This window comes from Paenibacillus sp. 2RAB27, from assembly GCF_052115445.1.
Classification (GTDB): Bacteria; Bacillota; Bacilli; order Paenibacillales; family NBRC-103111; genus Paenibacillus_E.
This window is the reverse complement of sequence record NZ_JBFRGR010000017.1, coordinates 63,098-86,212: the sequence shown is the minus strand read 5'-3', so window position 1 is coordinate 86,212 and position 23,115 is coordinate 63,098. Positions and strand designations below refer to the sequence as shown.

The following is a 23,115-nucleotide window of genomic DNA, read 5'->3' as shown; positions in this document are numbered from 1 at the left end:
TGTTTAGGATGGATGCAGAGCTGAGTTCACAACCTATTGTAGCAAGTCGGGTATCGAAGAAGAAAATGAGCTGGTATGTATGGGGTACGCTGTTTATTTTACCGGAAGTCGTCTTATTCATTATCTTTCTATGGGTGCCAATCTTCAAAGGGATTTTCTATAGCTTCTACAACGTTGATTTTGTTGATGGCAATCATTTCACTGGCTTAGCAAATTATGTGAGTATTCTGAAGGATGATCTACTTTGGATTTCAATTAAGAATACATTGATCTATATGGCTTTGGGTATTATTCTGGGCTTCTGGATCCCACCGTTAGTCGCTATCGCGGTTTCTGAGCTTCGTCGGTTTCAAGGGGCAGCACGTATTATCAGCTATTTACCTAGTGCAGTTCCTGCCATTGTTTTGTACGGCATGTGGATGTGGTTCTTTGATGCTGTAGGGCCGATTAACAGTCTGTTGCAGAAAATAGGCATAGACCAAGTTTCGTTCTTTAGTCCGAAATTAGCGATGGCTTCGATTGTTGTTCTAGAAACATGGCAAAGCTTCGGTGCGGCTACGTTAATCTATATCGCCGCGATCGTCGGGATTCCGAAGGATTTGTACGAAGCTGCTGAAATTGATGGCGCCAGTGTGTGGCAGCGCGTTCGTTATATCATTTTGCCTAGTATCAAAACCTTAATGGGATTATTGCTGGTTCTCCAACTGATCACGACCTCTCAAGGCTTCCAAGCACAACTATCGATGACGGATGGCGGTCCGAATAATGCAACGCTGACGTACTTGTTATGGCTTAACCACACGGCGTTCCGTGATTTGGAATTCGGCAAAGCGAGTGCCATGGGCAGCTTGATGTTCTTTGTGCTCATTGGAATGTCCATCCTTTACAACGTCATGCAGCGTAGGAGTGAGAAAGCATGAAGCAAGGCGAACGAGGATTAATTTCCCAGCATGATTTCAAAAAAGGTTCCGTCAAATTCGGTTATACCCTCATGGTGCTGCTCATCGTGGCGATTGCGGTTACGACCATCTATCCGTTTCTGAATACATTTTTTGGCTCACTGAAAACACGGGAAGAGTTTTTCACCTTTCCTCCCACCTTTTTCCCGAAGCATTGGATCTGGAAAAATTATGACGATGCTTTTAACAGCTTCGACCTGCCATTGTTGACGTTTTTGAAAAATACCATATTCATTTATATGGGGAATGTCGTGTGCTCCTTGTTATTTATCGGGCTAGCCGCATATGCGTTATCTCATTTGAAAGTTCCGTTCAAGCGCTGGATAACACTCTTCTTTTTCTCCACACTGTTGATTCCGCCAGCAACGTACATCGTACCAAACTTTTTGAATTTGAAAAGCTTAGGGATGATCAATACCTACTGGGCCTTCTGGCTGCCCGCGGCGGCGAATGCCTATTTCATGCTCCTGCTCAAAAATTTCTTCGATGGCATTCACAAAGAAGTACTGGAAGCTGCGCGTATCGATGGGGCAAGTGAGTTTAAATCTTTCATTCGGATTGCAATTCCGCTGTCGATGCCGATCATTGGTACGCTTCTCATGCTGTCGTTCTCAACGACGTGGAATGATTTCTACTGGCCGAGCATTGTGATGACGGATAAAAGTATGTACCCACTGGCCACAGGAATTTATCGTTATGTGGTGTACTCCAACTCGGTCATTCCGTGGAGTGTACGCTTCGCGGTGCTGACCATGGCGATGTTGCCGCCGGTACTGTTCTTCTTGATATTCCAGAAGTTTATGATTCGCGGCTTATCAGTATCCAGTGTGAAAGGATAGAGAGAAGCGTCCTTCAGAATGCGAATTCTGGAGGCGTTTTCTTTTGCGTTTAAAGGAGTTTCTTTCCGGCATAGCGAACGTACTGATAGTCTAACTAACAGCGGTGCTGCTCCTGGCAGCTTGACGGAAAGCTTTTTTGAAAGGATGGTAAGAGGGATGCGTACAATGCTGCAAAATATGAAGCTGATGAAAAAGTTGATCCTGCTGCTTATCGTCTTCGTGGTGATACCAACCCTCGTGTTGGATTTGGTCGTTGCCAAAAAGCTGGAATCCATTACAGAAGAACAAGTTGGTACAGCTCTGCTTCAATTAGTCCGGGGAAGTCATTTAACACTAGACCGTGAAAGCAGTGATTTTGAAGAAAAAACGGAGAAAATTATGATTTCGCAAGAAATCCAACAATTAGTGAGTGTTCCATCATCCTCTGAATATGAACGTTTTGAAATTTTCAAAGCGTTAGATAAATATTTGAACAATTACTCAACCAATTCGGTGCGATATTCCTTGTTTTTCTCGGATAAGGATAAGTTGTATTCGTTCGTTCCTAATTCAGATCTGTTGAATAATGGCGTGTTTTATTCGACGGATATGACGGATCTTTCGTGGTATAAAGCGGTTGGCAATGCGAAGGGCAAGGGGATAATTCGTGTTATAGATAAATTCGGACATAACCCGAACAACACGCAAACTGTGGCCTATTTGAGGCAGTTAAACAGTATATATAACGGCGAAACGGTTATTGGCTACTTGGTTGTGTCAGGTATTGAAACACCTTTACAGATGGATTTCGTCCCTTTTGATAAGTACAAAGATGCCCAGATTCTTCTGTTAGATCCCGATAACACGGTTTTAGCTACGAATACAGAAGCTTTCGGGATTGGCTCAAAGTTTGGTGTACCCGAAGGCAAGGAAGAAGGGGTTTACAAACAAATCGAGAGCGGTAATGAGATCATGTCGGTCATACATACGAGTGAATTTACGGGGACTAAGCTGCTGATGCGCGTTCCAGTCCAATCGATCATTATCGATCATATCAGTGTTCAACGTTTAGTAGATTGGATTATGTTGATTTATTTTTTTATTTTGATTTTGGCGAGTATGTATTTCATCCAATCGATTTTGAAGCCTATTTCTCGGCTGGCTCGAATCACGAATTCGTATCACCCTGGTAAACCTTTGGCCATTAGCATGCACGCGGAGAGTAAAAATGAGATCATGCTGCTGAGCAATCATTTCATCCGAATGACCAATCGCTTGAATCAAACGATTTATGATCAATATGAGCTTGAATTAAAGCATAAGGAAGTTGAATTGTCGATATTACATACACAAATTAACCCGCATCTTCTCTATAACACGTTGGAGTCCGTCTACTGGCATACGTTAATGGAGGGAGCGGCGGAATCAGCAGAAATGATTAAGGATTTGTCGCTCATTATGCGGATTGGGCTTAGTAAGGGTAAACTGCTCATTCCGGTGCTGGAAGAAATTAATCATGCGGAGGCGTATGTACGGCTCCAGCTGTTCCGCTATGAGTATGCATTTAAGGCGTATTGGGAAATCGAAGAGGAGGCCAAACGGTTTCTAATGCCAAAGGTGCTCCTGCAACCGATTATTGAGAATGCCATCCTCCACGGAATCAAGAATATGAGCCATGATGGGGAGCTTTGGATCAAAGTGAAACATACGGAAGGGAAACTGGTTATCAGCGTAGAGGACAACGGCTATCGCATGCCGGATATCGGGATGTTGAATGCCATTTTGCAGGGGAAAGAGAGTAGTAAGGGATTCGGCATTATTAATGTGCAAAAGCGGATTCAGCTGCATTTCGKGGAAGGCTATGGCCTGCAGTTTGCGTTGCGGGAGGATCAGGGAGTGCGGGCGTGGATTGAGATTCCGGCGGTGTTGGATGAGACGGATTTGAAGTAGGGGCGGGGGAGCTTCAAAGTGCAAGTGCAACCCGTACATCCCGCTGTATTACCGTGGCCGCTGCCATTTCTTGCGATAGACTAACGGCGTGTCGCCAGTACGGTCTCTGAACAGATTGATGAAGTGGCTGACGTTGTCAATGCCGAGGGTGGCTGCTATTTCGGATACGGGCATATCGGAGTATTTCAATCGTTCCTTGGCATGTGTCATTCGGATGCTAATCAAGTATTCGTGCGGCGAGAAGCCTGTATACTGCTTAAACCGTTTGGCCATGTGGTACTTGCTAACGGCATGTTCTCGAGCGAGCTCGTCTAATGAGATGGATTCCGTAAATCTGGATGTCAGGGTTTGACATATCGCATCGATGTAATCAGGCTTGTCCGATTCGGATAAGCCTATTTGCTTTGCAGAGAGGACGATCTCCGTCAGCAGCTCAACTAGCAACTTTGATGTGAGGAACTCTGTTGCAGCATTTCTTTGTTGTTGGATCTGCAGTGTTTGACGCAGTAGTGTGGATACGGGTGATTCGTTGTTTTGCTGCAAAACAGGCTCATGTGACGCTGCATAGTGCTCATAATAGGCGGACGACGCACTCCCGTGAAAATGTACCCATAGAAGCTCAAGCGGCTCCTGGGGGTGGGTCGCATAGTGATGATGGCTATCACAATGGATGAAAAATAACTGATGAGCTCCTAAAGAATAACTATTATCCCGATAAGTCAACTGTCCTCTACCTCGCAAAATGTAAGCAATCAAATAGGAGTCAAGACCTTCCCGTTCTGTGAAATAACCTGGGAATGTATGGAAATGACCGATTTCTTGTACATAAAACAGGTTCGCTTGGGCGAACGTGGAAGGACTTGAGATGAAACGAATCGAGTCTTCCGACCATGCGGTAGTGAAATTTTCTTTCATGTGAGAAGTACCTCCGAGATTACAGCAAGATTCTATTATTATAAACCAAGATCCTTGGATGATATCTTGATTGTAAGCCATTACAATAAGTATATAAAGCTATTATTTATGGACGAATGGAGATGCTTCGATGTCAATTTACCCAGCAATTAAGCCAAGTCTCAAGCCGCGAATTGGGTTGTACTCCGTGGGACTCCGAGCATATTGGGAGCAGTTTCCTGGTTTAAAGGAACGATTAGAAGAATATGGACGTTTTATTGAACGAAAAATGTCCGCATGGGCAGACGTATATTACTATGGCCTCGTTGATACGGAAGGGGAAGGGCGGAAGGCCGGTGAGTGGCTGAACGAGCGGCAAGTGGATCTTGTATTCTGCCATGCAGCAACCTACTCCACAAGTTCTACCGTGCTACCGGTGCATCAAATTTGTAAATCACCTGTTGTCTTCCTCAATTTGCAGCCGACGGCGAGACTTAATTATGAACAGTCGACGACAGGGGAATGGTTGGCGCATTGCGGAGCTTGTCCTGTGCCAGAGTTCGCCAATGTGTTCAATCGAGCGGGCATCCCATTCCGAGTTGTAAATGGCACGCTGGGGCTCGATTATACGCCAGCCATCTCATTGACGAATGAAGTGACGCATGAGCGCCGTGAAGCAGTGCGTGCGTGGAAAGAAATTGAAGAGTGGGTGCGAGCAGCAGGAGTACCTAGGACCTTGCAGCATAGCCGATTCGGTTTCTTAGGCAATACCTATAGCGGGATGCTAGATATGTATAGTGATTTTACGATGATTTCTGCGCAGACAGGTCTGCATGTGGAAGTGCTTGAAATGTGTGATCTGGACCGCATGCTGCGAGAAGTGACGGCGCAGGATGTGAAGCAGAAGCTGGATGAACTGTATGACATGTTCCAAATCAGCGGAGACTCCCCTTCGGATCCGATTGCGAAAAAGCCAACGGAAGAGCAGCTGGAGTGGTCTTGTCGGGTAGCTGCCGCGCAAGAGAAGCTAGTGCGCGCCTATGATTTAGACGCCTTGTCGTACTATTACCATGGCGCGCCTGGTGGTGGATACGAGAAGCTGCAAGGCGGCTTCATTGTTGGTCACTCGCTGCTTACAGCGCGTGGCATTCCTTGTTCTGGCGAAGGAGACCTGAAGACAGCTGTCGCGATGAAAATCAGCGATATTCTCGGCGTCGGTGGCTCCTTCTCGGAAATCGTCGTCGTGGATTATATCGACGAGACGATTCTGCTTGGCCATGACGGGCCGTTCCACATCGCGATTTCCGAAGGAAAGCCGATTTTGCGAGGCATGGGGCTTTATCATGGCAAGCAGGGCACGGGTGTGTCCGTCGAAGCCAAGGTGAAGACAGGCGCGATCACGACGCTGAATGTGACGCAGACGGGGGACGGGCGGCTGAAGCTGATCTCCAGCGAAGGCGAGTCGACGAACGGCCCGATCATGAAGATCAGTAACACACAGACGCCGGTGAAGTTCCGTGAGCACCCGGATGCGTACATGTCGCGCTGGTTTGCAGAAGCGCCAACGCATCACTGCGCGATGTCCATTGGGCACAATGCGTCCCAGTTTCAGAAAGTGGCGGAGCTGATGAATGTGAAGCATGTGATTTTGTAGCTGATACGATAGCATGAGAGTGGAGTTAGTCGATGAAACCGACTAACTTCTACGCAACAGAGGCAAAGAGAGTGTAGTTAGTCGATAAAATCGACTAACTCCCCCGCAACAGAGGCAAAGAGAGTGTAGTTAGTTGATGAAACCGACTAACTCTCACACAACAGAGGCAAAGAGAGTGGAGTTAGTCGATGAAACCGACTAACTCCCCCACAACAGAGGCAAAGAGAGTGTAGTTAGTCGATGAAACCGACTAACTCCCCCACAACAGAGGCAAAGAGAGTGTAGTTAGTCGATAAAACCGACTAACTACAACCACCAAATAGAAAACGCAACAGTCCTTAAAGGACTGTTGCGTTTTTTGTATCCACGTACTTACCTCCGTACCTCTGCCGCGGCATTCCTTCTCATTTTAACCAGATACTAGTGGGTGCTCCAATTCATTCGTATATCCACATTCGTGGAAGTGCTTGATTAATTTTGCGGTAAGGAAGATAGATCTTCAGATGAATCAGAAATTCCTGTCACATCAATGTAATGATCGATGGAATCAAGAACCTGACTTAACGGAGATTGCGTAAAAATAATGCGATCCGCGTGTATAGCGTTATAAGTGCTATCATCTTTGTTAATTTTGAAACCTCTATAATTCTCGTAAATAGTTTTCATGGCAATCGCTCCTTCGCTAGGATGTATATAATAAAATACCATCTTATGGATAAGTTTGGTAGAGGTGTAAAATAAGAGATTCTGTCAGTTTATGAATGTTCATGTGAATTTCACATTAAATTCGTGAATTGGAGAGGATAATAGGTACTCATACGTGTTTTTTGCTATTCTGTTCTTTTTTATGTTACAGTTAAGTGGAGGTGATTTCAAGTGTTAAAATTAAGTATTTTGGATCAATCGCAAATTGGAGAAGGTCGTAATGCCGCGCAGACGTTGGCTGAGACGACTGAACTCGCACAAGAAGCTGATCGAATTGGTTACAGCAGATTCTGGGTGTCGGAGCATCACGCTTCACAAGCCTTGGCGCATTCAAGTCCAGAGGTACTGATCGCGCATTTGGCAGCCAAAACAGAGCGCATCCGACTAGGCTCTGGAGGCATCATGATGCCGCATTATAGTGCATATAAAGTTGCTGAAAACTTCCGCTTGTTAGAGGCTCTCCATCCGGGGCGTATCGATGTTGGGCTTGGCCGTGCACCAGGCGGCATGCCAATATCCACGCGTGCGCTGCAAGAGGGCAAATATACAGGTGTTGACCAATACCCGCAGCAAATCGCTGATTTGACGGGTTATTTATATGATTCACTTCCAGCGGGGCATAGGTTCGCGGCGCTGCATGCATCACCAATTATCTCGACGGCACCAGAGATTTGGCTGCTCGGCTCTTCCTATGACAGCGCAAGAATTGCTGCTGATCAAGGGGCGGCTTTCGGCTTTGCGCAATTTTTTGGTAACGCCGATTGTGAGCAGGCGCTGCGCATTTATCGCGAGCATTTCACGCCGTCGATCTTGAATGAGAAGCCACACTCCCTAGCAGCAGTGTTGGTTATCTGCGCAGATACAGAAGAAGAAGCAAATCAACTCGCGCTTAGCACGGATTTGTTCTTCTTGTCTTTAGGCCGCGGCATGCTGCTCCCGTCATTCCCTTCCGTGAATACGGCGCTCAATTACCCGTATACGGAGAATGACTATGCCATGATTCGCAATGGTCGTCACAGACGAATTGTTGGCACGCCGAAGCAAGTAAAGGAAGAGATTTTGAAGTTGAATGAAGCGTATCAAGCGGATGAAATCATGGTCGTTTCGCCGATTCATAACATCGAAGCGCGATTGCATTCATATCGCCTTCTGGCGAAGGCGTTCGATTTGTAGAGATGAGGGAGCCAACGCGCCTCTTGTCGATAACACTTCACCTGTAAACAGTATTCTCTAGCCGAACGGAGCTCTCTTTGTCTAGCGGCACCCCCTTGTCATACAGGTCATTCCGTCTCCCGTCACGCGATTAACTGGAATAAGTACAGCTAATTTTGCTGAACTTGCTTGAAAATGAGAAATAACTGGATTTCATGTAGCTAATTTCAGCGATTTGGTGTGATTTCTGTCATTCTGAGGAAATTAGCTGTATGTTTTCCAGTTATTCGCAAGAATCCGCGATTTCGAGAGGAATTAGCTACATGTTTTCCATCTATTTTGCGGAGAGAGTGCTTTTAGGTAGGTAGTGCCGCACATCCAGCTTACTCTGCTGCGAAACCTATATTTGCGTTTTTTGGTAACTGCCATTACACTTAAACAAAAAACGGTGGAGTGGTGGCATGAGTAAGAATCGCGTATGGAACAAGGGAAAACGGAATGGTGGAGGCGGTCCAGCACCTGGGACAAGCTACAAAGAGAAGCTTGCAGCAGAGCAGCCTTTTAAAGCAGAAGTGATCGATCTCTCGAATCCGATTAATCAAGTGAAGCGCATGAGCCGTGAGAACTGGGTGGAACGTCCGACCCGACCAGCACGCGCGCAACAGCCGAATAAGTAACAATCGCGAACAGCCTATCTAGTCTCCATTAATGGAGATGGTGAAGGCTCTTTTTTATGCCAAAATTCTCGTTAGCTAGTCACTCATGCGACTTTTTCCGCCTAAATCCTCATATAAATGGAAAAAGTGCCGAAGGTGGAGATGGTTATGTACCAAGCGGATAAGGTTTGACGAAGGAGGCCATGCATCATGAGATCCGTGTTGAAGCTAGAAATCGAGGAAGCGAAGGTGATGATTGCTGCGGGTATTCAAGCTGCGGAGAAAGCTCAAGCGGCAGAAACGATTTGTATCGTCGACGAAGGCGGTTATTTGTTGGCCTTAGAGCGAATGAACGGGGCACGCAACACGAGCCCTGAGCTGGCAATGGCGAAAGCTTTTACGGCAAGTGGGCATAGACGTTCTACACACTTGTTTAATCAGCCTGGCGGGCCAGCAACGATCCATGGGGAAGCGTTTGGGATTCATGCCATGATGCCGGGGAAGTTTGCGATTTTCGTAGGCGGATTTCCTATCGTGGTTAACGGCCAAGTCATTGGCGGGGTTGGCGTGAGTGGAGGAGCTGGCGAGGAGGATATTGCTGTGGGGGTGGCGACCTTGAAGGCGCTGCAGCAGCACTTAGGAGATCAATTCGAAGTGCTTACCGATGCAGATATTAAAAAGTGAAATGAGGCGCGACCTTGCACCAAGTAACTCTTGTAATAAGAAACCCCCAACACCTCTCCATGGAGAGAAGTCGGGGGTCGATTCACTACAGCAAGCTTCTAACGTACGAAAACGTTTCTTCAATCGTATGATCTTGGAGCCGCTCCAACGAAATGTCGACACCAGGCTTATGCGAGTGAAGTTTTGCTAAGAAGGAGGATGTCTCGAATATGCCTTTACCGGACTCAATTTCGTTCTTTTTACCATGATTCACAACATAATCTTTCAAATGAGTCAGCACAATGCGGCTGCCAAACGTTGCGAAGGCATGATCCAAGAAAGCATCTTGATCCCGTGGCTCAACCACAGTCGGCGGAATGAGATTAACCGGATCGAAAACAACACCTAACGTGCTGGAAGGCACTTCGGCTAAGATTTGCGCCATTTTCTCTGTACTGGACAAAGTATGTGTGACAACCGGCTCTAATCCGATATGAACACCCCAACGCTCGGCTTCTTCTGCTAATTCCTCAACCGTTTGCTTCAAGATGGACCATCCTTTGGCCTCATACCCGTTAGCATCCTCCGCAAGATACGTTGTTAGATCACCTGTTTCAGTAGCCACGATGGACGTTCCGAAATCACGGGCGTATCGCAAATGCTCTTTGAATCTATCGATCTCATAACGGCGCTGCTGTGGATCGGGATGCACGGGATTGATATAACATCCGAGCACGCCAATCCGCACGCCTGCGCGATGAAATTGCTCGCCAATATGATTGGCGAGAGCTGGGCTTAATTTCCCGAGACTTAAATCATAATCGCTAATCGCTTTACTAAGTGCTAACTGAACGAAGTCGATGCTTCGTCCGCTTAACTTCGCGGTCAATTCCTTCAAGGGCAGATGGCCGACGGTATGAGCGAGTGTCCCGATACCCATCTATCTGGCCATCCATCCGCCGTCCACGCATAGTACGTGTCCGTTCATATAATCGGAAGCACCCGAAGACAAGAACACAACAGGACCTTTCAAATCTTCAGGTGAACCCCAACGACCTGCTGGAATACGCTCCGTGATAGAAGCTGTACGTTTCTCATCTTTGAGAATCGGAGCTGTGTTATTCGTCGTCATATAGCCCGGAGCAATGGCATTAATTTGAATGCCTTTGCCAGCCCATTCGTTCGCTAATGCTTTCGTTACACCTGCAATCGCATGCTTACTTGCTGTGTACCCTGGCACGTTAATTCCACCTTGATACGTCAGCATGGAAGCAATATTCACGATTTTACCGCTGCCGCGTTCGATCATGTGACGACCAATCAGCTGGCATAAGAAGAATGCCGAGTTCAAGTTCAGATCAATCACATCGTGCCAATCTTGACGTGCGTGGTCAACAGCTGGAGTACGACGGATAATACCCGCGTTATTTACAAGGATATCGATGCTGCCGTAAATGCCAATCGCTCTAGCAACAACATCCTCAAGGATGTCTTCATTGCTTAGATCTGCAGCGATAAGCTCTGCTTTGCCGCCTAATGCGCGGATCGCTTCAACAGTCTGTACGCTTTCAGAAGAGGAAACCGCGATAACGTTCGCGCCTGCTTCTGCAAGTCCGATCGCCATAGCTTGGCCTAGGCCGCCTGAAGCGCCTGTAACGAATGCTGTTTTTCCCGATAGATTAAAAAGTGTCATGACGTACTCCTTTTCAAAATAAGTAATTATTGGTTTCACGGTTGATGTAGTTGTTCCGCTTAAAGAGTTTCAATCTGGATGCCTGTATCACGGAACTGCTGGGCCGTTTCTTCTGATAACCCGCTATCGGTTAAAATCATAGCCACTTCAGAAAGGGAAGCGAAAGTTCGCAACGCACATTGTCCGAACTTGAAATGATCGATAACCCCATAGACGGTTGCGCTGGAGCTGATTAAGGCACGTTTATACTCAACTAGATCATTGGTGTAAATCGTAAAGCCATGCTGCAGATGCACCCCAGTAGCAGAAATGAACGATTTCTGTATGTTGAGGCCTCGCACATAGTCTACGGCTTCTGGGCCGGCAAGCATGTTGCGCAGACGATAACCGCCGGGCACAACTAGCCGAATTTCATCCTTATGGACAAGCTCGGAGATGATATATAAATCGTTAGTGACAACGGTAAGCGGCTGATTATCCAGCCGCCTAGCAATTTCAAGCGTTGTCGAGCCACCATCCAATGCGATAATATCGCGAGGTTGGATGTATCGGAGTGCGAGAGAGGCAATCTCCGATTTTTTGTCCGCATGCTTAATATTCGGTTCTTTCGCAGAGAGAATGCCTAACTGATCACTTTGAGCTAGCATAGCACCGCCATGAATGCGGATAAGCAGCCCCTTTTCTTCCAGCTTGGCTAAATCTTCGCGAATGGTTTTTCCTGTTACTTGCAGACGTTCACTCAGCTCATTCACGGTGACTTCTTTCTGAGCGAGTAAAACTTCCATGATCGTTTCATATCTACGTAATGGATTCATCGGGATTCATCCGTTCTTCTAATGGGAGTACCGATTATTTCAAATCTTGCATAGCAACTGCGTCCATATCGTTGAACATTTGATTTTCGCCAGCCATACCCCAAATGAATGTGTAGTTGTTCGTGCCAACGCCACTGTGAATGGACCAGCTAGGTGAGATGACAGCTTGCTCATTGCGCATAACAACGTGACGAGTTTGTTGCGGCTCACCCATCATGTGGAAGACAACTGCATCTTCTGGCATGTCAAAATAGAAATAAACCTCGGAACGACGGTTGTGCGTATGAGTCGGCATTGTATTCCACATGTTGCCTGGCTTCAATAATGTCATACCCATAACAAGTTGACAGCTTTGAATGCCATCCAAGTGGATGTATTTATAAATCGTACGCTCATTGGAAGTGTTGATGCTGCCTAGGTGAGCAGGTGTCGCTTCGCTAATCGCTACTTTTACAGTCGGGTACGCCCGGTGCGCTGGTGTGGAGTTGAAGTAGAACTTCGCTGGGTTCGCTGCATCATCGCTTGCGAAGGAAATTTCTTTGGAGCCAAGACCGATGTAAATGCAGTCTTTGGAATCCATTGTGTACGCTGTGCCATCGACAGTGATTGTTCCTCTAGCACCAACGTTGATAATACCGATTTCGCGGCGCTCTAAGAAGTAATCAGCAGCCATTTCTTTCGTGTCAGCTTCTAATTTAAGCGTTTCAGTTGTAGGCAAAACACCACCGATAATAAAACGATCAACGTGTGAGTAAACTAATGTCACTTGGTTTTCTGTAAATAAGGATTGAATTTGAAATTCAGCTTGTAAACGTTCAGTATCAAATTGTTTAACTTCATTCGGGTGGGATGCATAGCGGATATCCATGGATTAATCTCTCCTTGAGTTGGTTTATTTGTGTTGATATACGTTCATATAGGTTTAATTTACTTCATATCAACCATTTAGGCAAGGAGATCTTGTGTGCGATTTGTGGAAATTATGGAAGTTGTGAATAAAGTGAGCAGAAAGTGTACAAAACAAGCAAACGAGCGACGTTAATCATGAATGTACAATTTAGGAGGCACATGTAATGGACAAAAGTCATTATTTCGATCACGTTTGCAATGATACAATTCCAACACTGCCAGAAGAAGAAGATACAACACCGACAGATATGTTAAGTGATGCCGTTGCAGAAATTATGGATAATTTAACTCATCCATTTTCGGATGAGGATTACACAGATCGAGACTAAAAGATGCCGTTGAATCCCTTCCATTGGAAGGGATTTTCTTTTTGAAGGCAGGGGAGTACAATGACCTTATGATCCGATGGAAAGGAGCCCCCGATGCCACAATCGACAAGATTATTTCCTGTTTTGTTACCGAATCAACCATGTCATCCACAGGTGGTTGCTTATTATTTTAAACAATGGCAAGGATTTCATATGCCCTTTCACCGACATGATGCGACTGAGATCATGTATACCATACATGGCTTTTGTGATATAGAGATACAGGTTTCCCCAACAAAAACGGAACGAGTTAGACTAAAAAAAGGGGAATTCATTCTTCTTAATGCCAATATCGCTCATCGACTTATTGTTGAAGATGATGAGCCGTGTCGGATGCTCAATGTGGAATTTCGTTTTACACCGCAACAGGGCGTAATGCCGTCTTTACAACAGCTTGCCGCGGAAGAGAAACAACTGAACTCTTTATTAGAAGTTCAGACCGCTTATTTAGTGCTGCGTGACCCAGATGAAGTGTATCATGTGATGAAAAGTTTGGTGCTGGAGCTAGACAAGCCAGCTGACAAGAGTGAGTCTATGATTCAACTGTTGTTTGCTCAACTGCTGATCCGAATTGCTCGTTTACGGCGTGAATCCGCGAGCAGTAGTTTGGCACAAAGCGAATGGTATGTGAAGATAAGCATGGATTATATGCATCAAAATTACGATCGCGAGATTCAAGTGAAAGAAATAGCAGGGGCTGTGAATTTACATCCAGGCTACTTACAACGCATATTCAAAGCAGTGACAGGACAGACCTTAATGGCCTATTTAACGGAAATCAGAATGGAAAAAGCACAAATGCTGCTGCTTGAAACGGATATTCCAATTGCGGATATTTCGGATTATATCGGGGTGGGCAGCCGTCAATATTTCCATATGCTATTCAAGGTGCACACGCAATTAACGCCTACGGATTATCGTAAATCGATGAACACGCATAAACATATGTATCCAGAAGGAGGTTAGGATTTTTGACAAATAGAAACAGAAGTAGTTAGAAATTTGATAACGTTTTCTCTCTTTGGCTTGGTACAATGTGAAACATAAACGAAGTGTTAGAGAGGGCGATATATATGGCATTTAAGGTAGCATTCATTGGCGCAGGCAGTATTGGATTCACACGTGGACTACTTCGAGATTTACTAGCTGTACCCGAATTTCACAATATTCAAGTGGCTTTTACAGACATTAATCCACACAATTTAGAGATGGTGACGGAGCTATGCCAACGTGATATCCACGAGAATGGCTTATCGATTCAAATCCAAGCGACGACAGATCGCAGGGAAGCATTAGAAGGTGCCAAATATGTGCTTTGCACGATACGTGTTGGCGGTCTAGAGGCTTTTGCAACAGACGTGGATATTCCTTTGAAATATGGTGTGGATCAATGCGTTGGTGACACATTGTGTGCGGGGGGCATCATGTACGGTCAACGTGGTATTTCTGAAATGCTGCGCATTTGCCAAGATATTCGCGAGGTCGCTGCCACAGATGCTACATTGTTGAATTACGCGAACCCGATGGCTATGCTGACTTGGGCTTGTAATAAATACGGTGGTGTACGAACGATAGGCCTGTGTCACGGAGTACAGCATGGCCATCATCAAATCGCAGATGTTTACGGGTTGGATAAGAAAGACGTGGACATTATTTGCGCTGGCATTAATCATCAAACCTGGTATATTCAAGCTTCCCATGAGGGGAAGGATTTGACAGCAGGCTTATTAGAAGCATTTGAAAATCACGCCGAGTATGCACGAACAGAGAAGGTTCGTATTGATATGCTGCGCCGCTTTGGCTACTATAGCACGGAGTCCAATGGACATTTGAGTGAGTATGTTCCTTGGTATCGGAAACGGGCAAGTGAAATTCAAGATTGGATTGATATGGGGTCTTGGATTAATGGTGAAACAGGTGGATACTTACGTGTGTGTACGGAGGGACGACGTTGGTTTGAAACGGATTTCCCGAACTGGATGAAGGATCCCGCATTTGTCTATGCCAGCGAGAAGCGCAGCGAAGAGCATGGTTCTTACATTATCGAGGGCCTAGAAACAGGTCGCGTCTATCGTGGTCATTTTAACTTGGTCAATCAAGGTGTGATCTCGAATTTACCGGATGACGCGATTATTGAAGCGCCAGGCTACGTCGATCGCAATGGGATCTCGATGCCGCATGTTGGTGATCTGCCATTGGGGCCAGCGGCGGTATGTAATGTCAGCATTTCGGTCCAGCGCTTAGCTGTAGAGGCGGCTGTGCATGGGGATGATAAACTGCTGCGTCAAGCCTTTATGATGGATCCTCTTGTTGGAGCCGTATGCAATCCAAAGGAAATTTGGCAAATGGTTGATGAGATGTTAGTCGAACAAGAGGCATGGCTGCCGCAATATAGTGCCGCGATCGCTGAAGCCAAACAGCGTCTTGCATCAGGGAACCTCATTCCGACGCGTGACTATGAAGGGGCTGCTCGTGTGAAAGTGAAAACGGTCGCTGATATGCAGCAGGATCGTGAAGCCGCCAACAAGAACGCAGGGGAAGCTGACAAAGGGAAGGATCGCGCGACGACTTCAGCGTAAGGTTCATTTATTTTCAAGTATGTTCATTTGGGTGCTTATCGGATATAATTAGTGAGTAAGTGAAGGGCCGCTTGCGGTCCTTCTTTTTCATTTCAGGATGGAAGCGGTTTATAATGAAAGGGGAAAGTCAGATGTCTAATATTGGCGTATGGGAAGCGGCAGAACCAGGCGTAACTCGCTGTATTTTGAAAGCTGAAGTAGGTTTAATGATGATGGAGGTTCACTTTGAACCTGGGGCTATCGGCTATCAGCACAGCCATGTTCACGAACAAATGTCGTATTGCTTGAAGGGTAAAATCGAATTCACAATCGATGGCGTCGTTACTGTTATTGAACAGGGCCAAACGGTTTATATACCTAGTGGAGCTAAGCATGGTGTTACCGCATTGGAAGACTCTGCACTTTTAGATGTATTTACACCGATTCGCGAAGATTTGGTAAAAAGATAACCGGTTGCTTCTGCAACTCTACCATATAAGAAAAAGGAAGGGTTGATCCTTATGCAAAATAGCGGTAAATTTGCTTGGACATGGACGATTCGCGAAGAAGATCTTGAGGAATATGTGGCGATGCACTTAGCGCCATGGCCAGAGATTATGGAGGAACATAGTAAAGCAGGATTCCGAGATTACTCCATTTTTCAAAATGGTGCACAATTTTTCTATGTATTCTTGTGCGATGATATAGATGCTGCTTTCGCCTATCTGGCAGAGAGTGATGCATGTAATCGTTGGAATGCCATTACGTCCAAAATGGTTGTAGGCTCCTTCGATTTCCGTGAAGCCGTTCCGATTACCCCGATGCGCGAGGTTTTCTATCTGAAATAAGTTGTTATGGAAGAAGGATGACTAGAGAGTATTCTAGCATCCTTTTCTCATTTTCCGACTATTGACAGAGATGGCATACCGTGGTTTTAGGGGAATTGAAACCTACTTGAAGTACTACTAGGATTGGGATAGTATGAATAGCAGAGCAGTTTTTGTTGAAAGGGACGTGAGAAATGAATAACCTCAACTTAAGTTTATTATTAAAAGCATCACGATTTCGGGTTATTCCAGTCATGGTTATTCCTGTCGTTTTGGGTGGATTAGGAGCAATCGTATGGAACGATACATTTCATCCTATCTTATTTGTGCTAACCTTTATTGGGTCAATTGCTGCGCACTTATTCTCGAATATGATTAATGACTTATGGGATTTCCGTAATGGCATTGATACAGCAGCTAAGGAAACAGCTTCAACAATTTCGACCAATTCAGGTTTTCTAGCCAATGGCACCATAACAGAGCGAACGTTTAGTTTTCTGACATGGTCATTATTTGCTGTTGCTCTTATTTGTGGTCTTATTTTAAGCATAAGCAGCGGCTGGCTCGTACTTGTTTTCGGAGGTTTAGGTGCTTTGATTGCCTATTTCTATGTGGCACCGCCTATTAAATTTGGTTATCGCGGCAAAGGATATAGCGAGATTGCTATTTTGCTTTCATTTGGCATTCTACCAACTTTAGGCAGTTATTATGTGCAGACTATGCAGGTTGATTATCGACCGATATTACTAGCTTTGCCGATCGGCTTATTGACGACATTAATTCTGTTTAACCATCATTTCCTTCATTGGAAATCAGATCAAAGTGCGGGTAAGCGAACGCTAGTTGTTGTCTGGGGCGAGAAAAAAGCACTCATATTCTCCAAATGTTTATTCGTACTCTCTTATTTGGCTTTGATATTGTGCGTGGTTATGGACGTTTTTCCTTACTATGCCCTGCTTGCTTTAGTGACAGCTGTTCCATTTTATCGGGTATATGGTAATTTGAAGTCTGAGAATCCTTCTCCAGCCTATTTGCCATTAATGGGTGCTTCCTTAAAAGCAACAACCAGAGGCGGCTTGATCATGATGCTGGCTTTGGTCGTTCAAGCTATTTTGCAATGAGAATATTACAACAAAGTGAGGTCATAAGCGATGAGCAAACAATTTACAATAGGTGATTTTCATACCATCTTATCTGAAGGCGAAGTTTGGAAAATAGGTGGGTTCCCGATGCCAGATGGGTCCTTCTGGGAATTCAGAGAGCCGAATGCAACGATTATTGTTCGAAATGGCATTCTATATGCACGTGCGCCGCTTAGCCGCAAAAATGACTATGTACAATTTCTAGATAACGCAAAGCATATGTACTATTCGGCTCAAGATGTTGAAGTGCCCGAAGAAGGAGAAATTTCTTTTGAGCTTCAAATCCGTGCTCGTACGCAGAACACTGAGCCGAACGATTTATATGATGGCTTCGTCTCTTTGAATTTGCTTGATTTTACGACAGGCGCTGCACTGGATTTCTTTGCTGGCAACGATAAATATGCAAGTGTATATGCCGTTCTTCCATTCCCTGGTGTACAAGTTCCTGAGACGGACAAAACGCGCTTCTTCTGTATTTTCAAAGAGGAAACGAATTTCCAACCCCGTGAATTCAATACGTACAAAATTACGTATCACCGCGGCAATGACGAAGTCATTTTCTATGTGAATGGTGTGGAAGTGCGACGTGAGAAGCATGTACCGATCAAATTCAATCGCTTCACAGTTGCCCTAGGCATGATGACGGAGAAGGATTTGACACCACAAGGCAGTGTCTCTTTGCATGGACAGACGATTATCGGTGAGTGGTCGCCTGTAACAGTTACAATAACGGAATAAGAAAGCAAAGCATACATGAAAGAGCTCGAACTTCGTTTCTGAAGTCGGGCTCTTTTTTGCACGCTCCTGCCTATGGGTGAATACACTGGAGTACTCAGCGATTAGGCTTCTTAGGAGGTACAGGTATGCGGAAATATACAGTCAAGCAGGACCCTCGCGATTTTCGTGATTTCACATACAGAAGTGTTAATTATATTCGGGAATCTCAATTGCCGGGTCAAATCGATTTACGCAGCAAACTCTCTCCGATTGTTAACCAAGGTTCTTTAGGCTCATGTACCTCTAATGCCATTGTAAGTGGATTGCGAGAGTATTGGCTGCTAACCGAAGAACAGAACACAACAAGGCTATCTCGTCTGTATCATTACTGGCATGAACGCGAGTTAGAAAATACGGTAAATCGCGATGCAGGGGCGACGATCCGTGACGGAATGAAAGTGTTGCACAAAACAGGCGTATGTCCAGAGGAAGTATGGCCATATCAGACTGCAAATTTTAAAGAAACACCGAATTATCAAGCGGAGTCTCTTGCTAGGTATTATCGTATTGAAGGCTATCATCGCATTCATGATTTAGCAGGGATGAAGGCTGCGCTCGCGGATGGCTCACCTGTTGTATTTGGAATTTGGATATATGCCTCATTTGAGAATAAGACAGCTTCCAAAACAGGGAAAATCCCGTATCCCAATCGGAAAAAGGAAAGTCTTCTTGGCGGTCATGCATTGCTTGCGGTTGGCTATAAGGATGGTAAGGAAAAAGGGAAGGGTGTCATTATTGCACGAAACTCATGGGGAACCGCATGGGGAGACGCAGGGTATTGCTACATTCCTTATACTTTTTTCAGAAATAAATCACTGACCTTTGATTATTGGACTGGTAAATAAATTTGTCTTATTTAGAGGAGGCCTATTTTGATGATGAGTGTGGAAGATGCGAACAAGATTATTGCTTTCTTATCAGCAGCCTATTTCGCGACCTCAGATCCGGAAGCACAGAAGGAATTTAATCGATTAGCGAATGAAGTGAGGAAAGCCTCAGGACAGCCGCCGCAATGAGTATCGGAAGGAATTTCAATGAAACGAGGGACGGCACTCATGCCAAAGGACCGACTGAAACTGCTCATTCTCATTTTATTTGTATTGCTAATCCTATTTTTTAGTTTGTTTTTTTAAAAAAGAATAAACAGCCGCTGCGTTTTCTTCGCAACGGCTGTTTGGCGATTAAAAGCCTTTATATTGCGGCTCTTCATTTTCTAACTGTTGGACGCGATTGGCAACTTGATCAACGATTTGCTGGGTCGACTGGGCCGCAGTCTCATATAATTGCTTGGCCTCTTGATTTTGTGTGCTTAGGGCGAAGGTTTCAAGACTGGCTTGGGCACTTTTTAAAGATGCTAAGGTGGTTTTAACGTCTGATGCTACTGTCATATCGTAAACACTCCTCTTTTGTGATCTTGCAATAGAACAGCTGTATGCCATCTGCTCAGGTTTGCGGTTGTTAATATGCCCGTATTATTAGCAACTCATGTTAACAAATAAATCCAATTTAGAGCAATAATAGTTAGGGGGCAAATGACACATAATGTAGGTATTGAAGGTTGAAGAAAGGGGAGGAATGATGTGCCGGAATGGCTACTTATTGCGATTCGAGCATTAAGTACCTTGATGTTTCTGTTTGTATTGACACGGATTCTAGGTAAAAAACAAATTTCACAGCTGACTTTCTTTGAATACGTGATTGGCATAACACTTGGGGATCTGGCTGGGAACATTTCGACTGACGTCGAAGCAAATTATTTTCATGGTGTTATTGCGATTCTAATATGGGTGCTTGTGCCATTAGTGCTGGAAATATTGACGYTAAAAAGCAAGACCCTTCGAGTATGGTTCGAAGGCAATGGCAGAGTTCTTATTAAGGATGGCAAGATTCTAGAAGATAATTTAAAGAAGGAACGCTATACAGGTGATGAATTACTCGAACAGTTGCGTACAAAAGGTGTATTTCGGGTGGCGGATGTGGAATTCGCGATGTTGGAATCCAGTGGTGATTTGAGTATTCTTTTGAAGAGTGAGCACCAACCGCTAACCCCAAAGCATATAGGGCTAAAGCTGCCCATAGAGAAACCAACTCAAGCCGTTATGATGGACGGAGTTATTCAAAATGAACCATTAGCTGCGGCTGGGAAAAGTAGAGGCTGGCTGCAATCAGAGCTTGAAAAAATGGGTGTGGCGAAAGAAAATGTATTTCTTGGACAAGTCGATACACATGGTGAATTATCGGTTGACCTTTTTGATGACAAGATAGTCGTGCCGGCAACTACCGAACGCCCTGCCGTACTTGCGTGCTTGAAGAAATGTGAAGCAGATCTGGAGTTGTACTCGTTAACGACGCAGAATTCTGAGGCTAAGATGATGTATGAAACATGTTCCATGCAGTTAACTCAAATTATCCAGCAGGTACATACGATTCTCAGAGCTTAGGTTTTGAGGGAATAGGAGTAAGTCATGCCTAACAACAAGAAGAAAAACTTAACGATGACACAACAAGAGTATCAGAAATTAGCTAAGCAGCAAGAACCCAAAAGACCTGTACTAAAAAATTGCGGCAGAGCCTTTCTGGTGGGTGGGACAATCTGCTTGATTGGTGAATGCTTTATGCATATGTTCATTAATTATTTTGGTTTTACAGAGAAGACTGCCGGCAATCCGACCGTTGCTGTCATGATTATTATCTCGGTTATTTTAACAAGCTTTGGTATTTACGACAAAATCGCACAGTGGGCAGGTGGCGGCAGCTCTGTCCCMGTCACTGGTTTTGCGAACTCACTTTGTTCCGCAGCCATTGAGCATCGTGCTGAAGGACTTGTGCTCGGTGTTGGCGGTAATATGTTTAAATTAGCTGGTTCAGTTATTGTTTTCGGAACTGTAGCGGCCTTTTTTGTAGGCATTGCACATCTGATCTTCACGGGGGGCTGACGAGATGCTTAAGGGACACCAAAGTTGGCTTTTCGAGAATCGGCCTGTCATTCTTTCAACAGGCACAGTTGTAGGTCCTGATGAAGGAAAGGGACCGCTCAATGAAGATTTTGATATCGTCCACGGTGATTTGACTGTTGGTCAAAAAACGTGGGAAAAAGCTGAGAAAGCGTTGCTGGAGGAGGCTGCTCAGCTTGCAATGAAGAAAGCCGGCCTGACCGGCGGCCAAATCCAGTTCTATATTGGGGGAGATCTGATGAATCAGATCATCTCCAACACGTTCGCTGCGCGGACACTAAATATCCCTTATCTAGGGATATTCGGTGCTTGCTCCACATCGATGGAAGGGCTGGCGCTAGCCGCCCAATTAGTAGACTCTGGCGCAGCCAACTATGTCCTGGCTGGCACGTGCAGCCATAACTGCACGGCGGAGAAGCAATTCCGTTATCCAACGGAATATGGATCTCAGAAGCCGCCGACGGCGCAGTACACCGTCACTGGTGCTGGGGTGGCCGTGCTTGGGAAGACTGGTGACGGCCCTGTCGTCACCGCGGCTACGATCGGACGAGTCGTGGATATGGGGATCACGGATCCGTTTAATATGGGCGCTGCCATGGCACCTGCCGCTGTAGATACGATCCAAACACATTGCCGCGAATTGAATCGCGACCCCTCCTATTACGATCTTATCGTGACGGGGGACCTTGCATCGGTGGGGATTAGCATTGCGCGTGAGCTCTTTCACAAGCATCATTTCCCAATCGAACAGACGACCTATAGTGATTGTGGATTAATGATCTTTGATCGAGAAACACAAACCGTTCAAGCAGGTGGGAGTGGTTGCGGTTGCTCTGCTACGGTTACCTATGGGCACTTATTAAAGCGCATGGCAAAAGGAGAATTGAAACGAATCCTCGTTGTCGCAACAGGAGCCTTGCTTTCACCGATTTCATTCCAGCAAGGTGAAAGTATTCCCTGTATCGCACATGCTGTTTCCATAGAGTCTGGAGGTTTATACGTATGAGCTTTTTTTGGGCATTTGTTGTTGGAGGGGCCATCTGTGTTCTGGGACAACTATTGATGGACGTTGGCAAATTAACACCAGCCCACACCATGAGCACGTTGGTTGTGCTCGGTGCCATTGCCGATGGCTGCAATTTATATGAACCGTTGATTGCCTTTGCTGGCGCCGGTGCAACGGTGCCGATCACGAGCTTCGGGAACGCGCTTGTTCATGGTGCTCTGGAGGAGTTGCATAAGGATGGCTATATAGGCATTATTACAGGTATTTTCAAGGTGACTAGTGCGGGGATATCCGCCGCGATCATCTTCTCCTTTTTAGCTGCCTTGTTTGTGAAACCGAAGGGTTGAAGCAGGTAGATACGGAAGCTAAACATGAAGTGATGGAAGACGCCGAGAGGCGTCTTTTTTACATTTATATATGGAGCCGCGGTGGAGGGCTTTTGGAATTGTTTTGGGAATTCAACCATGGCTCATTTATGTGGTTAATTTTAACAAATAACTTTAGAGGATTTACAAGTATACGGAAGAAAAACTTTCCTGTAAACTAGATTTACGTACATTTTGTTTGTTTTCTGAGCAAAACAGAAGATGAAGCAGGTTCGTACAATAAAGCGAT

The 23,115-nt window shown here is 45.4% G+C and carries 27 protein-coding genes; 20 read left to right on the top strand and 7 right to left on the bottom strand.

Translation table 11 applies throughout. The annotated features are described in order from the left end of the window. Nucleotides 1–8 precede the first annotated feature (8 nt). From AB4114_RS21835 to AB4114_RS21825, 3 genes are all read left to right on the top strand, one after another. Nucleotides 9–920, top strand: coding sequence for a carbohydrate ABC transporter permease (locus AB4114_RS21835; protein ID WP_441990343.1), 912 nt, complete (start codon nt 9–11; stop codon nt 918–920). Further along, a complete protein-coding gene (locus tag AB4114_RS21830) occupies nt 917–1,798 on the top strand; it encodes a carbohydrate ABC transporter permease (protein WP_056609900.1) in 882 nt (293 codons plus the stop codon). Before AB4114_RS21835 ends, AB4114_RS21830 begins: the two co-directional genes overlap by 4 nt. 156 nt (nt 1,799–1,954) lie before the next feature. Beyond that, nucleotides 1,955–3,727 carry a histidine kinase gene (locus AB4114_RS21825; protein ID WP_441990342.1) on the top strand — a complete coding sequence of 591 codons (1,773 nt, stop codon included), beginning with the start codon at nt 1,955–1,957 and terminating at the stop codon, nt 3,725–3,727. 48 nt (nt 3,728–3,775) lie between these two features. On the opposite strand, the gene AB4114_RS21820 is transcribed toward AB4114_RS21825, so the two are convergent. Then, complete coding sequence (locus AB4114_RS21820) at nt 3,776–4,642, bottom strand: helix-turn-helix domain-containing protein (RefSeq protein ID WP_441990341.1); 867 nt, start codon at nt 4,640–4,642, stop codon at nt 3,776–3,778. 130 nt (nt 4,643–4,772) lie between these two features. Between AB4114_RS21820 and AB4114_RS21815 the strand changes: the two genes are divergently transcribed. Beyond that, complete coding sequence (locus tag AB4114_RS21815; RefSeq protein ID WP_441990340.1) at nt 4,773–6,275, top strand: L-fucose/L-arabinose isomerase family protein; 1,503 nt, start codon at nt 4,773–4,775, stop codon at nt 6,273–6,275. Between the two features lie 471 nt (nt 6,276–6,746). Here AB4114_RS21815 and AB4114_RS21810 read toward each other — a convergent pair whose 3' ends face one another. Continuing rightward, nucleotides 6,747–6,941: a hypothetical protein gene (locus AB4114_RS21810; protein WP_441990339.1), complete on the bottom strand. Its 195-nt coding sequence runs from the start codon at nt 6,939–6,941 to the stop codon at nt 6,747–6,749. A 210-nt stretch (nt 6,942–7,151) separates the two neighbouring features. On the opposite strand from AB4114_RS21810, the gene AB4114_RS21805 reads away from it, so the two are divergent. The 3 genes from AB4114_RS21805 to AB4114_RS21795 all read left to right on the top strand — a co-directional run bounded on the left by AB4114_RS21805 (nt 7,152) and on the right by AB4114_RS21795 (nt 9,472). After that, nucleotides 7,152–8,153, top strand: a complete 1,002-nt coding sequence (locus AB4114_RS21805; RefSeq protein ID WP_171635148.1) for an LLM class flavin-dependent oxidoreductase — start codon at nt 7,152–7,154, stop codon at nt 8,151–8,153. Nucleotides 8,154–8,593: 440 nt separating this feature from the next. Continuing rightward, nucleotides 8,594–8,809, top strand: coding sequence for a hypothetical protein (locus AB4114_RS21800; protein ID WP_171635149.1), 216 nt, complete (start codon nt 8,594–8,596; stop codon nt 8,807–8,809). Nucleotides 8,810–8,998: 189 nt separating this feature from the next. After that, the gene (locus tag AB4114_RS21795) at nt 8,999–9,472 is read left to right on the top strand and encodes a GlcG/HbpS family heme-binding protein (protein WP_441990338.1); all 474 of its coding nucleotides are present in this window, start codon (nt 8,999–9,001) and stop codon (nt 9,470–9,472) included. 85 nt (nt 9,473–9,557) lie between these two features. Here AB4114_RS21795 and AB4114_RS21790 read toward each other — a convergent pair whose 3' ends face one another. From AB4114_RS21790 to kduI, 4 genes are read right to left on the bottom strand one after another with little or no spacing between them, the layout of a single operon-like run. Next, nucleotides 9,558–10,391, bottom strand: a complete 834-nt coding sequence (locus AB4114_RS21790) for a sugar phosphate isomerase/epimerase family protein (RefSeq protein WP_441990337.1) — start codon at nt 10,389–10,391, stop codon at nt 9,558–9,560. Then, on the bottom strand, nt 10,392–11,144 hold the full coding sequence (gene kduD / locus AB4114_RS21785; RefSeq protein ID WP_276574892.1) for a 2-dehydro-3-deoxy-D-gluconate 5-dehydrogenase KduD: 753 nt from the start codon (nt 11,142–11,144) through the stop codon (nt 10,392–10,394). A gap of 59 nt (nt 11,145–11,203) precedes the next feature. Then, complete coding sequence (locus AB4114_RS21780) at nt 11,204–11,959, bottom strand: DeoR/GlpR family DNA-binding transcription regulator (RefSeq protein ID WP_171635155.1); 756 nt, start codon at nt 11,957–11,959, stop codon at nt 11,204–11,206. Nucleotides 11,960–11,993: 34 nt separating this feature from the next. Further along, the gene (kduI, locus tag AB4114_RS21775; protein WP_441990336.1) at nt 11,994–12,827 is read right to left on the bottom strand and encodes a 5-dehydro-4-deoxy-D-glucuronate isomerase; all 834 of its coding nucleotides are present in this window, start codon (nt 12,825–12,827) and stop codon (nt 11,994–11,996) included. Between the two features lie 205 nt (nt 12,828–13,032). Here kduI and AB4114_RS21770 point away from each other — a divergent pair, with 205 nt between their 5' ends. From AB4114_RS21770 to AB4114_RS21730, 9 genes are all read left to right on the top strand, one after another. After that, nucleotides 13,033–13,197, top strand: a complete 165-nt coding sequence (locus AB4114_RS21770) for a hypothetical protein (protein WP_441990335.1) — start codon at nt 13,033–13,035, stop codon at nt 13,195–13,197. Nucleotides 13,198–13,290: 93 nt separating this feature from the next. Then, nucleotides 13,291–14,202: an AraC family transcriptional regulator gene (locus AB4114_RS21765; protein ID WP_441990334.1), complete on the top strand. Its 912-nt coding sequence runs from the start codon at nt 13,291–13,293 to the stop codon at nt 14,200–14,202. Between the two features lie 107 nt (nt 14,203–14,309). Further along, nucleotides 14,310–15,815, top strand: coding sequence for an alpha-glucosidase/alpha-galactosidase (locus tag AB4114_RS21760; protein ID WP_441990333.1), 1,506 nt, complete (start codon nt 14,310–14,312; stop codon nt 15,813–15,815). 131 nt (nt 15,816–15,946) lie between these two features. Further along, nucleotides 15,947–16,264 carry a cupin domain-containing protein gene (locus tag AB4114_RS21755; RefSeq protein ID WP_056609861.1) on the top strand — a complete coding sequence of 106 codons (318 nt, stop codon included), beginning with the start codon at nt 15,947–15,949 and terminating at the stop codon, nt 16,262–16,264. A 51-nt stretch (nt 16,265–16,315) separates the two neighbouring features. Next, nucleotides 16,316–16,642: an L-rhamnose mutarotase gene (locus AB4114_RS21750; RefSeq protein ID WP_171635161.1), complete on the top strand. Its 327-nt coding sequence runs from the start codon at nt 16,316–16,318 to the stop codon at nt 16,640–16,642. Between the two features lie 173 nt (nt 16,643–16,815). Continuing rightward, nucleotides 16,816–17,742, top strand: a complete 927-nt coding sequence (locus AB4114_RS21745) for a prenyltransferase (RefSeq protein WP_441990332.1) — start codon at nt 16,816–16,818, stop codon at nt 17,740–17,742. A 30-nt stretch (nt 17,743–17,772) separates the two neighbouring features. Then, a complete protein-coding gene (locus AB4114_RS21740; protein ID WP_441990331.1) occupies nt 17,773–18,501 on the top strand; it encodes a DUF6081 family protein in 729 nt (242 codons plus the stop codon). Between the two features lie 125 nt (nt 18,502–18,626). Further along, a complete protein-coding gene (locus tag AB4114_RS21735) occupies nt 18,627–19,385 on the top strand; it encodes a C1 family peptidase (RefSeq protein ID WP_441990330.1) in 759 nt (252 codons plus the stop codon). A 30-nt stretch (nt 19,386–19,415) separates the two neighbouring features. Further along, nucleotides 19,416–19,556, top strand: coding sequence for a hypothetical protein (locus AB4114_RS21730; RefSeq protein ID WP_056609849.1), 141 nt, complete (start codon nt 19,416–19,418; stop codon nt 19,554–19,556). 165 nt (nt 19,557–19,721) lie between these two features. Here AB4114_RS21730 and AB4114_RS21725 read toward each other — a convergent pair whose 3' ends face one another. Then, a complete protein-coding gene (locus AB4114_RS21725) occupies nt 19,722–19,928 on the bottom strand; it encodes a DUF1657 domain-containing protein (protein WP_171635169.1) in 207 nt (68 codons plus the stop codon). A gap of 192 nt (nt 19,929–20,120) precedes the next feature. On the opposite strand from AB4114_RS21725, the gene AB4114_RS21720 reads away from it, so the two are divergent. The 4 genes from AB4114_RS21720 to spoVAE are packed head-to-tail and all read left to right on the top strand — an operon-like array spanning nt 20,121 to nt 22,847. Next, a complete protein-coding gene (locus AB4114_RS21720) occupies nt 20,121–20,981 on the top strand; it encodes a DUF421 domain-containing protein (RefSeq protein ID WP_441990329.1) in 861 nt (286 codons plus the stop codon). A 24-nt stretch (nt 20,982–21,005) separates the two neighbouring features. Next, nucleotides 21,006–21,476 carry a stage V sporulation protein AC gene (gene spoVAC / locus AB4114_RS21715; RefSeq protein ID WP_171635171.1) on the top strand — a complete coding sequence of 157 codons (471 nt, stop codon included), beginning with the start codon at nt 21,006–21,008 and terminating at the stop codon, nt 21,474–21,476. A 4-nt stretch (nt 21,477–21,480) separates the two neighbouring features. Next, nucleotides 21,481–22,500, top strand: coding sequence for a stage V sporulation protein AD (gene spoVAD / locus AB4114_RS21710; protein WP_441990328.1), 1,020 nt, complete (start codon nt 21,481–21,483; stop codon nt 22,498–22,500). Further along, nucleotides 22,497–22,847 carry a stage V sporulation protein AE gene (spoVAE, locus tag AB4114_RS21705; RefSeq protein ID WP_171635174.1) on the top strand — a complete coding sequence of 117 codons (351 nt, stop codon included), beginning with the start codon at nt 22,497–22,499 and terminating at the stop codon, nt 22,845–22,847. Before spoVAD ends, spoVAE begins: the two co-directional genes overlap by 4 nt. Nucleotides 22,848–23,115: the final 268 nt, after the last annotated feature.